The 15,464-nt window shown below is 61.9% G+C and carries 11 protein-coding genes; 1 reads left to right on the top strand and 10 read right to left on the bottom strand.

Annotation, left to right across the window (positions count from 1 at the left end; all coding sequences use genetic code 11):
* The first annotated feature begins 60 nt into the window (after positions 1-60).
* Positions 61-417, top strand: a complete 357-nt coding sequence (locus QRN70_RS12370; protein WP_285418172.1) for a BON domain-containing protein — start codon at positions 61-63, stop codon at positions 415-417.
* Between the two features lie 237 nt (positions 418-654).
* Here the strand turns inward: QRN70_RS12370 and QRN70_RS12365 are convergent, their stop codons facing one another.
* The 10 genes from QRN70_RS12365 to QRN70_RS12320 all read right to left on the bottom strand — a co-directional run bounded on the left by QRN70_RS12365 (position 655) and on the right by QRN70_RS12320 (position 15,462).
* Entirely contained in the window at positions 655-951 is a 297-nt protein-coding gene (locus QRN70_RS12365) for a DUF2845 domain-containing protein (protein WP_285418559.1), read from the bottom strand.
* Positions 951-3,902, bottom strand: coding sequence for a DUF748 domain-containing protein (locus tag QRN70_RS12360; RefSeq protein ID WP_285418170.1), 2,952 nt, complete (start codon positions 3,900-3,902; stop codon positions 951-953). The genes QRN70_RS12365 and QRN70_RS12360 overlap by 1 nt, the downstream gene beginning before the upstream one ends.
* A 126-nt stretch (positions 3,903-4,028) precedes the next feature.
* Positions 4,029-5,045, bottom strand: a complete 1,017-nt coding sequence (locus tag QRN70_RS12355) for a class I SAM-dependent rRNA methyltransferase (protein WP_285418168.1) — start codon at positions 5,043-5,045, stop codon at positions 4,029-4,031.
* Positions 5,046-5,208: 163 nt separating this feature from the next.
* A complete protein-coding gene (gene acs, locus QRN70_RS12350; protein ID WP_285418166.1) occupies positions 5,209-7,146 on the bottom strand; it encodes an acetate--CoA ligase in 1,938 nt (645 codons plus the stop codon).
* A 192-nt stretch (positions 7,147-7,338) separates the two neighbouring features.
* On the bottom strand, positions 7,339-9,003 hold the full coding sequence (gene pgi / locus QRN70_RS12345; RefSeq protein ID WP_285418165.1) for a glucose-6-phosphate isomerase: 1,665 nt from the start codon (positions 9,001-9,003) through the stop codon (positions 7,339-7,341).
* A gap of 341 nt (positions 9,004-9,344) precedes the next feature.
* The gene (gene panC, locus QRN70_RS12340; RefSeq protein ID WP_285418164.1) at positions 9,345-10,205 is read right to left on the bottom strand and encodes a pantoate--beta-alanine ligase; all 861 of its coding nucleotides are present in this window, start codon (positions 10,203-10,205) and stop codon (positions 9,345-9,347) included.
* Complete coding sequence (gene panB, locus QRN70_RS12335) at positions 10,202-11,002, bottom strand: 3-methyl-2-oxobutanoate hydroxymethyltransferase (RefSeq protein ID WP_285418163.1); 801 nt, start codon at positions 11,000-11,002, stop codon at positions 10,202-10,204. Before panB ends, panC begins: the two co-directional genes overlap by 4 nt.
* Positions 11,003-11,400: 398 nt before the next feature.
* Positions 11,401-11,886, bottom strand: coding sequence for a 2-amino-4-hydroxy-6-hydroxymethyldihydropteridine diphosphokinase (gene folK, locus QRN70_RS12330; RefSeq protein ID WP_285418160.1), 486 nt, complete (start codon positions 11,884-11,886; stop codon positions 11,401-11,403).
* Between the two features lie 4 nt (positions 11,887-11,890).
* Positions 11,891-13,291, bottom strand: a complete 1,401-nt coding sequence (locus QRN70_RS12325) for a polynucleotide adenylyltransferase PcnB (protein WP_285418159.1) — start codon at positions 13,289-13,291, stop codon at positions 11,891-11,893.
* Positions 13,292-14,025: 734 nt separating this feature from the next.
* On the bottom strand, positions 14,026-15,462 hold the full coding sequence (locus tag QRN70_RS12320) for a sigma-54-dependent transcriptional regulator (protein ID WP_285418158.1): 1,437 nt from the start codon (positions 15,460-15,462) through the stop codon (positions 14,026-14,028).
* Between the last annotated feature and the right edge of the window lie 2 nt (positions 15,463-15,464).

Raw genomic sequence — 15,464 nt, 5'->3', positions numbered from 1 at the left:
CCTGTAACCCTGCTGACAAGACACGCAGCAGACTTTCCAGAAAAAACAGGAGTTACTCGTATGAAGAAGTTCGCTATCACTGCCGCTGCTGCTACCGCGCTGACCCTGACCATGGCTTCCGGTGCTTTCGCACAATCCACTCAGGCTACCCAGGCTCCAATGACTCTGGCTGCCGGTGAAGTCACCAAGGCTAAAGAAGCTACTTCCGATACCTGGATCACTACCAAAGTCAAAAGCGACCTGGTAACCGAAAAAGGCATTCCTGGTACCGACATCAAAGTCGAAACCAACAAAGGTGTGGTTTCCCTGTCCTCTGACGTCGCTGTGACCGAGGCTCAGAAAACCACCGCGGTAAACATCACCAAGAAAATCAAAGGCGTCAAAGCGGTCTCCGCTGACGGCCTGAAAGCCGAGTAAGGCAAGACTTCTCGCCTGAACCGGGAGAAGACGCGACAGACGGGCCGAGCAATACGTCTGCCGCAACTTTAGAGTTCATGCGAACGGCCATACGGATGTGGCCATTACAGGCCCCGGCACTTGTGTCGGGGCCTGTTCTATTTGGGCAAAGGAATGAATCGCCGCCTGGCAGCAGTTCCTGGTCTGGAGTACTTGTTCCGAGTAAGCGCTGCCGCTGGCGGTCAGTTTTCTGATCGTTCAGTTGCCGCGCTTGCTGTTGATCTCTCGCAGGCGATTGCCCTCGAAACGCAGGTATTGGTACATGCCGTTGCTCGGGCCGTAGGTCCATTCCTCGACCTGGAATTCTTCGCGGCGATTGGCACTGCGCTTGTAACCGAGAGCATCGCGACTGACCGGCTCCCCGCACTTCTGCAGCACTTCGCTGGCACGGTCGCCCAGGCTCACCAGTTGGCTGCCGCAGCGCAGGGTGTCGGACGCCGAGGCCTGACCGGCGACCATCAGCAGGGCCGCGACGGCCAGCCATTTACCGGCCATCATTCGGCATCCAGATGCATTTGGGTCACCACGCGGCCATCGCTTTCGGCCTCGCCCAGATTGGCGTCGATGAAGTACACGCGATCATCCGCCAGTTGCCCTTTGTCCACCAGGTAATCCTTGATGCTGCTGGCGCGATCCTGGCCGAGCTGGCGCAGCAGCACGTCGCTGGAGCTCCAGAACTTGATCACGTCGGCGCGCATTTTCGCGGTGCGTTCTTCCTTGCCCAGATCCTTCCATTCGGCCGGCGGCTGGGTTTTCAGACGTGTGCGGTAGATACCTTCCAGCAGCGGGCCTTTTTCCGCGTCCGGCACCTGGATCAGCGAGGCCTGCGCCGGCACCTTGTCGCCGCGACGCTGGAGCATCTTGTAGTAGTTGTACTGGTATTCGCGCTCCAGGCGCTGCTCGGCGAGCAGCGGGCCGTCGCTGCTTTGTGCGGCGGTGCCTTCGATTTCCAGGCGCAGGGCCGGACGTTCCTTCAGCGCCTGGGACAGTTTCACCAGCGCCGCTTCGGCGTCCTTGTTCAGCTCACTGGATCCGGGTGCGAACGATACGGTGCCGAGGTCTTCGGAACCGCCGCCGCTGACCAGTCCACCGATCAGTTTGAACGGCGCCGCAGCAGCCTTGACGATGAGATTGCGCAGGGTCTGCCAGACAATCGGCATGACACTGAACTGCGGGTTGTTCAGGTCGCCGGTCACCGGCAGCTCGATGGAAATCTTGCCGTCGACGTCCTTGAGCAAGGCAATCGCCAGTTTCAGCGGCAGGCTCACGGCATCCGGGCTGTCGACTTTCTCGCCCAGTTGCAACTGCTCCACCACCACTTTGTTTTCGGCCTTGAGCTGGCCTTTGGTGATCAGGTAATGCAGGTCGAGATTGAGCCGGCCCTTGCGGATGCGGTAACCGGCGAACTTGCCGGAGTAGGGCGTCAGCGTGGTCAGTTCGACGCGTTTGAAACTGGTGGCGATGTCGAGACTGGCCATCGGGTCGAACGGGTTGACCGCGCCCTTGATGGTCACGGGCGCATAGCGGTCGACCTTGCCCTTGATGTCGACGCTGGCCGGTTTCGCCTGGCGGCTGTCGATGGTGCCGATCTGGCCGTTGAGCTGCTGGATCGCCGTGGCGAAGTTCGGTGTCAGGCTGAAGTCGGCGAAGTTGGCCGAGCCGTCGTTGATGGCGATCCCGCCAATGTGAATGCCCAATGGCTTCTGATTGCCGGCGGGTTTGGCCGCCGCCGGTTTGGCTGGCGAATCCGCTGGCTGCGGGATCAGCAGGTCATCGATGTTGGTGGTGCGGTCATCGTTGATCATGAAGCGCGCATAGGGCTGGAACAGGTTGACCCGGTCGATCGACAGGCTGTCGCCATGTTGATAATTCAAGCCTTCGACCACCACTTGCTGCCACTTGAGGAAGTCGCGGGTTTTCAGGGTGTCGAGGGTGTGCAGCTGATCGACCTGCGCGCGCCCGGTGACGCTCAGCGCCAGGGGCTCGGTGCTCTTGAGATTGACCTTGAGGTCACTGCCGAGCATGCCGCTGCGCAGTTCCAGGCGAATGAACGGGTTGATGTACGACTGGGCGACGCGCAGGTCGATGTCCTGGGTCTTCACGTTGAGCTGGGCGGTGACCGGGGCCAGGTTGACCACGCCGTCGGCGCTGATCTTGCCTTGCTTGCCCAGGCCGCCATCGAGCCTGACCTTGAAGGGGGAGCCGTTGAGGCTGTCGAAATCCTGCAGGTCGACGTTCAGCGGCGTGATATCCAGTGCCACTTCCGGCTTGGCCGAGCGGTCGGCGAGGTGCACTTTATAGTCACGCAGTTGCACGTCCTTGAGCAGCACTTGCCAGGGCTTGCTCGGCGCGGTCGGCTCGGCTTTCGGCGAGTCGGCGGCGGCCGGGGTGGATTTCGGCTCCGCCGCCGCCTTGGCCGCCGGTTTCGATGGTTGGCTGGCGAACAGTTTCTGCCAGTCCAGTTGCCCGTCGGCCTCGAGCGCGGCCCAGGTTTCCAGTTTCTGGCTGCGGATCTTGCCGACCAGCACTTGCTGCTTGGCCAGGTCCACCGAGGTTTCGCTGACATCCAGACGCTCGAGTTTTGCCAACGGGCGTCCGTCCGGCGCCTTGATCGCGAAGGGCGCAATGCTCACCGCCACGTTGTTCAACTGCAGTTCGGTTTCTTTCGACAGGTTCAGCTTGTAGTCGGTACTGAGGTTGAGCACACCGTCTTCGAGGACCAGCGGCAGCGCATCACGCACGTACGGCCAGAACGATTTCATCTTGCCGTCGGTGACTTTCAATGTGCCTTCGGAAGTGATCGGGATCAGGCTGAAGTTGCCTTTCCAGTCGATCTGCCCGCCGGCCGGGCCGGCGGCGACCAGGGTCATGTCGGCGCTGTCTTCGGGCAGGGTGCTGAGGTTTTTCAGTTCGAAGTCGAGTTTGTCGTAGAGGAATTCGATCGGCTCGCTCGGCCGTGCGTCCTGGAAATGCAGGGTGCCGCCGGCCAGCTGGATACGGTCGATGCGCAGCGGGAACGGCTTGGCATTCGGGTCGGCCGGGGTCGGCTCGCTGGCCGGCAGCTTGAACAGGCCGAGCAGATTGAGCGTGCCGTCCTTGGCGAAGAGAATTTCGGTGCGGGATTTTTCCAGCTCGATATCGGACAGGTGCAGGGCCTTGGTCCACAGGCTGTCGAGTTGCAGGTTGGCGTACAGGCGTTCGAAGCCCAGCTGTTCCTTGCCCGGCTCGCCGATCACCAGGCCCCAGAGGGTCAGCTCGAGACTGAACGGATTGAGTTCGATGCGCTGGATATGCGCGGGCACGGTGGCGTAGTTGGCCAGTTGCTGGTTGGCCACGCGCAGCGCAATGCCCGGCAAAATCAGAAACCCCAGCAGGCTGTAGAGAGCCAGAGAGGTCAACAAGGCGCCAATCGCGCGAATCAATCCTTTGGGCATGTGCGGCGTCATCTCTGAATCGGAGTGCCTTGGAGTATGGCACGCGATTGCGGTTCCGAAGTCCCCTCGCTTTATAGGAATTGTCTGAAAGTCGTCAGGACCGCGCGGACTGCCGCGGCCGTCCTGGGCCGGCGCCGTTCAGAGCTGCAGGATCAGAGTCTTCAGCGGCGGTTGCCGGTCCTGCGACGGGAAATCCGCGCCCGGGGTCATCACGCTCCACTCGCGCACCGGACGTCCGGCCTTCTCGGCGCAACGCAGCACCTGTTCGCGCCAGTCATCCATGCTGACCTTCGCCAGGTTGTTGCAGCAGATCAGCACGCCGTTGTCGGCGGTAGTCAGCAGCGCCGGTTTGAGCAGGCTCTGGTAGTCGCGCAGCAGGTCGACGGTGCCGAACGCGCTTTTGGCCCAGGCCGGCGGGTCGAGCAGCACGAGATCGTACTGACGCTGTTCGAGGCGCTGATAGCTCGGCAGTTTCTGCCCGCGGCGCTGGCTGATCGGCAGGCCGGCGAGTTGGCGGATTGCCGGGAAATAATCGGACTGGATGAATTGCATTTCGGGCAACTGCGGGTTGAGCCGACCGTTTTCGCGGCCGACCGCCAGGTTGCCTTCGGCGAAGTCCAGATTGCACACCTCGCGCGCACCACCGGCGGCGGCACTCAGACCGACACCACAGGTGTAGGCAAAGAGGTTGAGCACGCTTTTGCCCTTGGCGTGATCCTTGACCCAGCCGCGGGTGTTGCGCAGGTCGAGGAACAACAGCGGATCCTGCCCGGCATGGCGCCCGCGCACGCGATAGTTCAGGCCCCACTCATGCCCGACCAGATCGGCCAGCGCGGCATCCTCGGCGCGGTAGACGTGATCTTCGCGGTCGATGCGCGAGTTGCCACGGGAGCGATCGTTGTAGACCAGCAGCGAGTCGAAACCGAGGGTCTGATTGACCGTCTCGTGGAGCTGCAGCAGGGCGTCGCGCTCCAGCGTCTGGTGGAAACTCTGCACCAACAGTTGCGGGCCGTAACGGTCGACGGTCAGGCCGCCGGCGCCTTCCTGGCTGCCGTGGAACAGGCGATAGCAATCGGTGCCCTGGCGGTGCAGCTCGGCGAGCAGAGCCTGACGTTGGTCGAGGGCGGCGCGCAGCGCCTGGTTCAAGGAAGACATGCGGGCGCCTTGCTGAAGGGAATTGGGGCGCGGGAGTTTAGCAGTTTGCCAGGGCACCGCGGGATTGCCATTGGCGCACTGCGCCACCGTACACCGGGACGCGCAGCATCCCGGGTGACGGTGAAACCAGCGTGTGGGCGCAATCAGTCAGCCTGCCGCTGCCTTATTGGTTCAGGCGCTTGTCGATCAGACCCTGTACGACGCTCGGATCGGCCAGGGTCGAAGTGTCGCCGAGGCTGTCGAGTTCGTTGCAGGCGATCTTGCGCAGGATCCGCCGCATGATCTTGCCCGAACGGGTCTTCGGCAGGGCCGGGGCCCACTGGATCAGGTCCGGTTTGGCGAAGCTGCCGATTTCCTTGCTGACATGGGTCAGCAAGTCCTTTTTCAGTTCGTCGCTGGGCTCGACGCCGTTCATGGGGGTGACGAAGGCATAGATACCCTGGCCTTTGACGTCGTGGGGATAACCGACCACGGCGGCTTCGGCGATGCTGTCGTGCAGGACCAGGGCGCTTTCCACTTCCGCGGTGCCGATGCGATGGCCGGAGACGTTGATCACGTCGTCGATGCGCCCGGTGATCCAGTAGTCGCCATCCTCGTCGCGGCGCGCACCGTCACCGGTGAAGTAGTAACCGGGGTAGGGCTTGAAGTAAGTCTCGATCATGCGCTGCGGGTCGCCGTAGACGCTGCGGATCTGCGCCGGCCAGCTCGACTTGATGGCCAGCACGCCGCTGCCGGCGCCCTTGATTTCCTTGCCGTGCTCGTCGAGCAACACCGGTTGCACGCCGAACATCGGTTGGGTGGCGCAGCCCGGTTTGATCCGCCGGGCGCTGACCAGCGGGCTGAGCATGATGCCGCCGGTTTCGGTCTGCCACCAGGTATCGACAATCGGGCAGCGCTGTTCGCCGACCACGTTGAAATACCATTCCCACGCTTCCGGGTTGATCGGCTCACCGACGCTGCCGAGCAATCTGAGGCTGGCTCGCGAAGTTTCCTGCAATGGCCCGGCACCTTCGCGCATCAGCGCGCGCAGTGCGGTCGGCGCGGTGTAGAAAATGTTGACCTGATGCTTGTCGATCACCTGCCAGAAGCGCGAAGTGCTCGGATAACTCGGCACACCTTCGAAGATCAGTGTGGTCGCACCATTGGCCAGCGGGCCGTAGACGATGTAGCTGTGACCGGTTACCCAGCCGACGTCGGCGGTGCACCAGAACACTTCGCCATCGCGGTAGTCGAGCACGTATTTGAAAGTCATCGCCGCTTGCAGCAGATAGCCACCGGTGGTGTGCAGCACACCTTTGGGTTTGCCGGTGCTGCCCGAGGTATACAGGATGAACAGCGGATCCTCGGCGTCCATGGGCTCCGGCGGACAATCGTCACTGACATCGCGCACAGCCTGGTGATACCAGAGGTCGCGGCCCTCGACCCAATCGACCTGGCCCTGCGTGCGCTCGACCACCACCACCGTGGTGACCTTCGGACAGCTCCGCAGGGCCTTGTCGACGTTCTGTTTGAGCGGGACGAACTTGCCGCCGCGGACACCTTCATCGGCGGTGATCACCGTACGGCAATCGGCATCGAGGATGCGGTCGCGCAGGGAGTCCGGGGAAAAACCGCCGAACACCACCGAATGAATCGCGCCGATCCGCGCGCAGGCGAGCATGGCGTACGCCGCCTCGGGAATCATCGGCATATAGATGCAGACCCGGTCGCCTTTTTTCACGCCACGGCTTTTCAGCACGTTGGCCAGGCGGCAGACATGGTGATGGAGTTTGGCGTAAGTGATTTGCGTCGATTCGGCGGGGTCGTCGCCTTCCCAGAGAATGGCGGTCTGATCGCCGCGCGTTTGCAGGTGGCGGTCGATGCAGTTGTAGCTGACGTTCAGCTTGCCACCGGCAAACCAGGCGGCTTCGCCGGTCTTCAGGTCGTAGCGCTGGACGGTCTGCCACGGCGTGCTCCAGTCGAGGAACCGCGTGGCCTGTTCGGCCCAGAAGGCGCTGGGGTGTTCAATCGATTCGCGGTACAGGCGCTGGTAGTCGTCCTGACTCAACTGTGCAGCCCGGCGGACGGCATCGGCTTTGGGGAACGTGCTGATATCGAACATGACGGTTCCTTATTCTTGTTGTGCGACAAGGATAAAGATGCGCCGAGAGGTCAACAGGTTCAAGTCACGCGCAAAACAACTGTGGGAGCGAGCTTGCTCGCGATGGCGGAGTTTCAGTCAACGTTGATGTTGAATGAATAACCGCCATCACGAGCAGGCTCGCTCCCACAGGGTTACCGCCGTGCGATCAAATCAGCCGCGGTGACGGCCACGGAAGTAGTTGATCAGACCCTGGGTGGACGCGTCTTCAGCGGCGCTTTCCTCGCTGCCGACCAGGCGGTTGTAGACGCCTTTGCCCAGCTCCTTGCCCAGCTCCACGCCCCACTGGTCGAAGGCGTTGATGCCCCAGACCACGCTCTGCACGAACACTTTGTGCTCATACATCGCCACCAAGGCGCCGAGACGCCGCGGACTGATGCGCTCGACCACCAGGGTGTTGCTCGGACGGTTGCCCGGGATCACCTTGTGCGGCGCGAGTTTGTGCACCTGCTCTTCACTCATGCCCTTGTCGCGCAGTTCGGTTTCGGCTTCCTGCAGGGTCTTGCCGAGCATCAGCGCCTGGCTCTGCGACAGGCAGTTGGCGTACAGCCACTGATGGTGATCGGAAACCGGGTTGAAGCTGACGATCGGCACGATGAAATCGGCCGGGATCAGTTGGGTGCCCTGGTGCAGCAACTGGTGGTAGGCGTGCTGCCCGTTGCAGCCGACGCCGCCCCAGATCACCGGGCCGGTGTCGGTCGATACCGAAGTACCGTCCTGGCGCACGCTCTTGCCGTTGGATTCCATATCCAGTTGTTGCAAGTGTTTGGTGATGTTGCGCAGGTAGTGGTCGTACGGCAGGATCGCGTGGCTCTGCGCGCCCCAGAAGTTGCCGTACCACACGCCGAGCAGGGCCAGCAGCACCGGCATGTTCTGTTCGAACGGCGCGCTCTGGAAGTGCTGGTCCATGGTGTAGGCACCGGACAGCAGTTCCTTGAAGTTGGACATGCCGATGGCCAGGGCAATCGGCAGGCCGATGGCCGACCACAGCGAGTAACGCCCGCCGACCCAATCCCACATCGGGAAGATGTTTTCTTCACGGATACCGAACGCCACGGCCGCGGCGTTGTTGCTCGACACGGCGATGAAGTGGCGGTACAGCTCGGCCTCCGACCCGCCCTGAGCCAGGTACCAGGCGCGCGCGGCCTGGGCGTTCTTCAGGGTTTCGAGGGTGTTGAAGGATTTCGAGGAGACGATGAACAGCGTGGTTTCGGCGCGCAGTTTCTGCGTCAGCTCGTGGAACTCACTGCCGTCGATGTTCGCCAGATAGTGGCAGCGCACGCCTTTCTGGGCGTAGGACAGCAGGGCTTCGGAGACCAGCTCGGGGCCGAGGAACGAGCCACCGATGCCGATGTTCACCACGTCGGTGATCGGCTTCTCGGTGTATCCGCGCCACAGGCCGTCGTGGATGCGGCCGACCAGATCGGTGATCTGGTTCAGCACCTTGTGCACTTCCGGCATCACGTTGACGCCGTTGACCGACAGCTTGTCGCCCACCGGACGACGCAGCGCGGTGTGCAGTGCCGGGCGGCCTTCGGAAGCGTTGACGATTTCGCCGTCGAACAGGGCCTTGATCGCGCCCTGCAGATCGACTTCGTTGGCCAGGCCCACCAGCAGGTTGCGGGTCTCGGCGTTGATCAAATTCTTCGAATAATCGAGAAACAGTCCGCAGCTGCTGAGAGTGAACTGATTGAAGCGCTGCGGATCGGCGTTGAAGGCTTCGCGCATGCTGAAATCCTGCATGGCTTGGCGGTGATCTTTCAACGCTTGCCAGGCAGGCAGAGCGGTAACGTCATGAGGAGTGCGGTAGTACGCCATCGCTGCGGTTTTCCTTTTTACTTGAACGGCCTTTTGAACACTTGAAAGACCTCCCCGCCATGTTTGGGCGAGGGGGCAGCTGCGTCGACACGATTAGCGGGGCGCAGGGCCAATACAGTAAACCTCGCGCTGCGATCTGTCTTGGCTTCTTCTGACCTGTTACCTGTACTTTTTTAACATCTAGAATGGCAACGGGCCGACAAACGGAAGGGGCGCGGGATACTGGAGGGGCCGCAGTCGAACGGCCGCAGCTGTGCACAAAGGCTTTTTCAGGCGTTACAACGCAAAAGATCGCCGCCGGCCACGCCAATGGGTCGGCGACGATCTTCTGTTTTTGCGGGTCAGTCCGGGTGATCGAGGTTCAGGTGCAGGTTGTCTATCAACCGTGTGGTGCCAAGGAACGCCGCTACCAGAATCACCAGGTCGCGATCGTCCGCTGCCGCCGGACGCAAGGTCAGGGCGTGGCGGATCTCCAGGTAGTCCGGGCGCAGGCCCGCCGCCTCCAGCTGTTGCAGCTGGGCGCGGATCAGGGCCGGGAAGTCGCGCTCGCCCTGTTTGATCGACTCGGCAATCGTGCTCAGGGTGCGGTAGACCACCGGGGCCACGGCGCGTTGTTCTTCGCTGAGGAAGCCATTGCGCGACGACAGCGCCAAGCCATCGGCGGCACGGACGGTGGGCTCGCCGATGATCTGGATGGGCATGTTCAAGTCATGGACCAGTGCGCGGATGACCGCCAGTTGCTGGAAGTCCTTCTGACCGAAGATCGCCAGGTCCGGCTGGACCATGTTGAACAGTTTGCTGACCACCGTCGCCACGCCTTCGAAGTGCCCCGGACGGCTGGCGCCGCACAGGCCTTCAGACAGATGCGGCACGCTGACTCGGGTCTGCCCGGCCATGCCATCGGGGTACATCTCTTCGACGGTCGGGGCGAACAGCAGGGAGCACCCGGCTTCCAGCAGTTTTTCCTGATCGGCGGCGAGGGTGCGCGGGTACTTGTCGAGGTCTTCGCCGGCGCCGAATTGCAGCGGGTTGACGAAGATGCTCGCCACCACGAAGTCCACGCGCTGGGTGGCCTTGGTGATCAGCGCGATGTGGCCGCTGTGCAGGTTGCCCATGGTCGGCACGAAGCCGATGCGCTTGCCTTCGCTGCGCGCGCGGGCGACGGCGGCGCGCAGTTCACGTACGGTTTTGACGGTGTTCATGCAGAGAATCCGTGTTCGATCCCAGGGAAAGTGACGGCTTTGACTTCGTTGACATAAGCCTGCAGTGCGGACTGGACGCTGTCCTGGCCGAGCATGAAGTTCTTCACGAACTTCGGTACGCGACCGGTGATCGACAGGCCGAGCATGTCGTGCAGGACCAGGACCTGACCGTCGGTTTCGGCGCCGGCACCGATGCCGATGACCGGAATCTTCACCGCCTGGCTGATTTCGGCGGCCAGTTCGCTCGGTACGCATTCGAGCAGCAGCATCGCCGCGCCAGCCTGTTCCAGCGAGATCGCATCGGCACGCATCTGCCGCGCCTGGTTCTCGTTGCGGCCCTGCACTTTATAGCCGCCAAGAATGTTCACCGCCTGCGGGGTCAGGCCCATGTGCGCGCACACCGGTACACCCCGTTCGGCCAGCAGGCGGATCGACTCCGCCAGCCACAGCGCACCTTCGACCTTGACCATGTGCGCGCCGGCCTGCATCAGCATGGCGCTGTTGCTCAGGGTCTGTTCGAGGGTGGCGTTGGCCATGAAGGGCAGGTCGGCAAGGATCAGGGCATCGCTGTTGCCACGTTTGACGCTGGCAACGTGGTAGGCCATTTCTGCGGTGGTCACCGGCAGGGTGCTGTCGTGACCTTGCAGGACCATGCCGAGGGAGTCGCCCACCAGCAGCACTTCGACACCCGCCTCGTTGCAGGCGTGGGCGAAGGTCGCGTCATAGCAGGTCAGCATGGTGATCTTTTCACCTTTCTGCTTGAGGCTCTGGAGCGTGGTCAGGGTGATGGCTGGCATGTAAGAAATCCTCGTTCAGGCGCTTTGGAACTGCTGCGAGTAACGCGCGTGATTCGTCATCTATTCAGGCGCACGGTCTTTTGTCGTGCTTATAAGGCCTGGATTGCGCCCTTGTGTGCCGGGTTGGCGGCAGCGGGACGCCTATAGTCGTGAGGAGAAACGAGGAAGTCAATTGCGTGTGTTACCGCATTGTTACGAGGCCAGTGTTACCGACGTTACTGATGCGATTCAGCGGCGCGACAGGGCTGATTGGCGGGTTTTTTGTCCGACAAAAAATCAGGATTGGAATACTCGATGTGTGAGCGTGCTTGCTCGCGCGAGCGGTGTGTCAGTTGACTGATTGAGTGACTGACACGACGCTTTCGCGAGCAAGTGCGCTCACATGGGCAGGAATATTTTCAGGCGTGGGGGAGGCGTTCGAGGCCGACGAACGGGCAGGCTGCCAGCAGCTCGGCGAGGGTGCGGCCATCGGCAAGAAGCAGATCCTGCGGGGCCAGTTCGGCCAGGGGATAGAGCACGAACGCACGTTCCTGAATCTGATAATGCGGGACTTTCAGGCGCGGTTCGTCGATCAGGCGCTCGCCGAACAGCAGAATGTCCAGGTCCAGGGTGCGCGGGCCCCAGCGCTCGAGGCGCTCGCGCCCCTGATCGTTTTCGATGGCTTGCAGGGCATCGAGCAGCTCCAGTGGCGCCAGAGCACTGTCGAGCGCCGCGACCGCGTTGGTGTAACGCGGTTGGCCCGGCAGCAGGGAATCGCTCTGATAGAACGCCGAGACGCCGGCGAGACGGGTCTGCGGCAGTTGCTCCAGTGCGTCGAGCGCGCTGCGCAATTGTTCGGCCGGGTCAGCCAGGTTGCTGCCCATGCCGATGTAGATGCGTTCCATGCCGTTACTCGCCTGTCGCGCTCGGAGCCCCGGCGCGCTTGCGCTTGGAGCCGCTGCTGCGGCGACGCTTGCGTGGCGCGCCGCTGGCGTCATCACCCTTGCCGCTGAGGTCGCGGATCATGTCGCGGCGCTCGCTGTCGTTGGCGTCCTGGTAATCGGTCCACCACTCGCCCAGGCCTTCGGTCTGCTCGCCGGCGCTTTCCCGCAGCAGCAGGAAATCGTAGCCGGCGCGGAAACGCGGGTTGTCCAGCAACAGGTCGGCGCGCTTGCCGCTGCGCCGTGGCAGGCGCTCCTGCATGTCCCAGATCTCACGGATCGGCAGGGTGAAGCGCTTCGGAATCGCAATGCGCTGGCACTGTTCGGCGATCAGTTCGTGGGCGGCTTCCTGCATCGCCGGAATCGGCGGCATGCCGCGCTCCTGCAGACGCAGCACGCGCGCCGGCAGGGCCGGCCACAGCAGGGCGGCGAACAGGAACGCCGGGGTCACCGGTTTGTTCTGCTTGATGCGCAGGTCGGTGTTGCTCAGCGCTTCACTGATCAGCGTGTGGGTGTATTCGGGGTTGTATTCCAGCGCTTCGGCGCTGGCCGGGAACAACGGTGCGAACAGTTGCAGGTCGACCAGCATCTCGAACGTGATGGCGCCGTGTCCGGAGAGGAACAGCTTGAGCACTTCCTCGAACAGCCGCGCCGACGGAATCTCGCGCAATAGCGGCGCCAGTTCCCGGATCGGCTGCACGGTGTGCTTCTCGATACCGAAGTTGAGCTTGGCGGCGAAACGCACGGCGCGCAGCATGCGTACCGGGTCTTCCTGGTACCGCTGCTTCGGATCGCCGATCAGGCGGATCAGATGGTTGCGGATATCGTGCACGCCATTGGCGTAATCGAGAATGCGCTCGCTGATCGGATCGTAATACAGGGCGTTGATGGTGAAGTCGCGGCGTTGCGCGTCTTCTTCCAGGGTGCCGTAGACGTTGTCGCGCAGAATCCGCCCGCTTTCGTTGCGCGAAGACTGGTTGCTGTCTTCGTCGTCTTCATTCTGCGGGTGATTGGCGCGGAAGGTCGCGACTTCGATGATTTCGCGACCGAAATGGATATGCACCAGTTTGAAGCGGCGGCCGATGATTCGCGCATTGCGGAATTCGGCACGGACCTGCTCGGGGGTGGCGCTGGTGGCAACGTCGAAATCCTTGGGCGTGATGCCCAGGAGCATGTCGCGCACGCAGCCACCGACCAGGTAGGCCTGGTAGCCGGCGCCCTGCAGGCGTTCGACGATATTGACCGCATAGCGGCTGAATTGCGCCTTCTGCAGCGAATGTTGGCCGCTGTTGAGCACTTCAGGGGTGCTGCGGATGTGTTGCGTACGACGCAGGGGAGTTCGGAATGACTGGAACAGCTTCTTCAGCATGGGATGCACTGTTTGAAGGAATGTTCGGCCATACCAGAGAATGACCGCATGATGGGCGGGGATTCTAGCATTTAGTCGAGGGATGGTGTAGGACGCGGCAGAGATGAGCTGCAAGCCACGGGTGGCAAGGGCGGCTTGGGTCAAACAGGAGGGGATTTTGCCGGTCGGGAGAAACTACAAGGGGAGCCGAAGCTCCCCAAGAAGTAGTTGCGTGCTCTTTTTATTATTGATTCGGGCTTCTTGTTTTTGTTGAGTGCCCTCGCCATGCGGTTTCCCGACATGACCCTCCCAATCGGGAGCCAAGAGCAAACGGATTGCTTTGGTCGCTGAATTGCAGTGATCTTGCGATCCAACCAGTACAGGCTCTGTCTTAGGACAGTTTTTGTTGTTCTCGGCCTGGTCGTGGGGCAAGCCCCAAATACAACGCCTCTCCAAAAGAATCAGTTAGCTGCGCCTCTCGCCGTCTTGTTTTTATTGTGCGTGAGTCGATTCGTCTTATTTTTATTGTCTTGTGCATTGCTTGTTATTGTTCTTGTACCAAACATATAGCAGGTGCCGTGCCAACTTTTGTGAACCCCAATAAAACAAGGGGTTAGGTCGATATAACGGTTTTCGCAGGACGAAAAAAAGCCGGGGTTTCGTTACCGTAAACCCCGGCTTCTGTTACGTGAAATGTCTGCGGTAACAGTTTTTTCACGTTTTCAACGGTTACCCGCACACTCGACAGGTAACGTTCAGCTCTCGCTGGCGACCCCGGTCTTGCGCCGCGGAATGCCCAGGCGCTGGCGACGTTCCCACAGGCACTTGCGACTGACGCCGAGTTTGCGCGCCAGTTCGGTTTCGGTCATGTGGTCCTGGTGCTCGAGGACGAAATGCTGGAAGTAGTCCTCCAGCGACAGGTCTTCGGTCGGCTCGTGGCTGCTGTTACTGGCGCCGCCAGCCGTTTGCGCCGGCAGGCCGATGAACTCGTCGTCTTCCAGATCGCCGAGCTCGATATCGATGCCCAGCAGGTCGGCGGAAATTTCCGCGCTTTCGCTGAGGATCACCGCGCGCTCAACAGCGTTTTCCAGTTCGCGCACGTTACCCGGCCACGAATAGTGACGGATCGCCTGCTCGGCGTCGGCGGCGAATTTCAGGTCGGTGCGATTGATGCGCGCGCTCTGGCGCGCGAGGAAGGCATTGGCGATTTCATTGACGTCGGCACCGCGCTCACGCAGGGCCGGCAGTTTCAGCGCGATCACGTGCAGGCGATAGTACAGGTCTTCGCGGAACTGGCCGATTTTTGCCAGGCTCTTGAGATCGCGGTGGGTCGCGGCAATCAGGCGTACATCAACCTTCTGCGACTGCACCGAACCGACCCGGCGAATCTCGCCTTCCTGCAACACGCGCAGCAGACGCGCCTGGGCTTCGAGCGGCAGTTCGCCGATCTCGTCGAGGAACAGCGTGCCGCCGTCCGCCGCTTCGACCAACCCGGCACGTCCGGCGCTGGCGCCGGTGAACGCGCCTTTCTCGTGGCCGAACAGCTCGGATTCGATCAGGCTTTCCGGAATGGCCGCGCAGTTCACCGAGATCATCGGCGCCTTGGCGCGTTTCGACAGGTTGTGCAGGGCGCGCGCCACCAGTTCTTTACCGGTACCGGATTCGCCCTGGATCAAGACATTGGAGTCGGTCGGCGCGACTTTACGGATCTTGCTGTAAAGGTCCTGCATCGGCGGACAGGAGCCGATGATGCCGATTTCGCCATTGCTGTTGTCGGCGGCCGGTTTGCCGCTGCCATTGGCGGTTTTCGCGCTGACCACTTCGCCGGCGGCAGGCGCCGACTGGCGATCACGCAGGATCCGCGCCACGGCTTGCAGCATCTCGTCGTGGTCGAAGGGCTTGGCGATGTAGTCCACCGCGCCCATCTTCATCGAGTCGACCGCCGAGCGCAGGCTGGCGTAGCTGGTCATGATCAGCACCGGTGTGCCCTGGCCGAGCTTGATCAGTTCGGTGCCCGGAGCGCCCGGCAGGCGCAGGTCGCTGACGATCAGATCGAAAGTGGGAATACTGAAGCGTTCTTGTGCTTCCTGCACTGAGCCGGCTTCGCTGACCTGGTACTGGTTGCGTTCCAGCAGGCGGCGCAAGGCGGAGCGGATAATGGTTTCGTCTTCGACGATCAAAATGTGCGGCATTG

The sequence above is a fragment of the Pseudomonas sp. efr-133-TYG-5 genome (assembly GCF_030209175.1).
Taxonomy (GTDB): domain Bacteria; phylum Pseudomonadota; class Gammaproteobacteria; order Pseudomonadales; family Pseudomonadaceae; genus Aquipseudomonas.
This window is presented reverse-complemented; position numbering and strand designations above follow the sequence as displayed.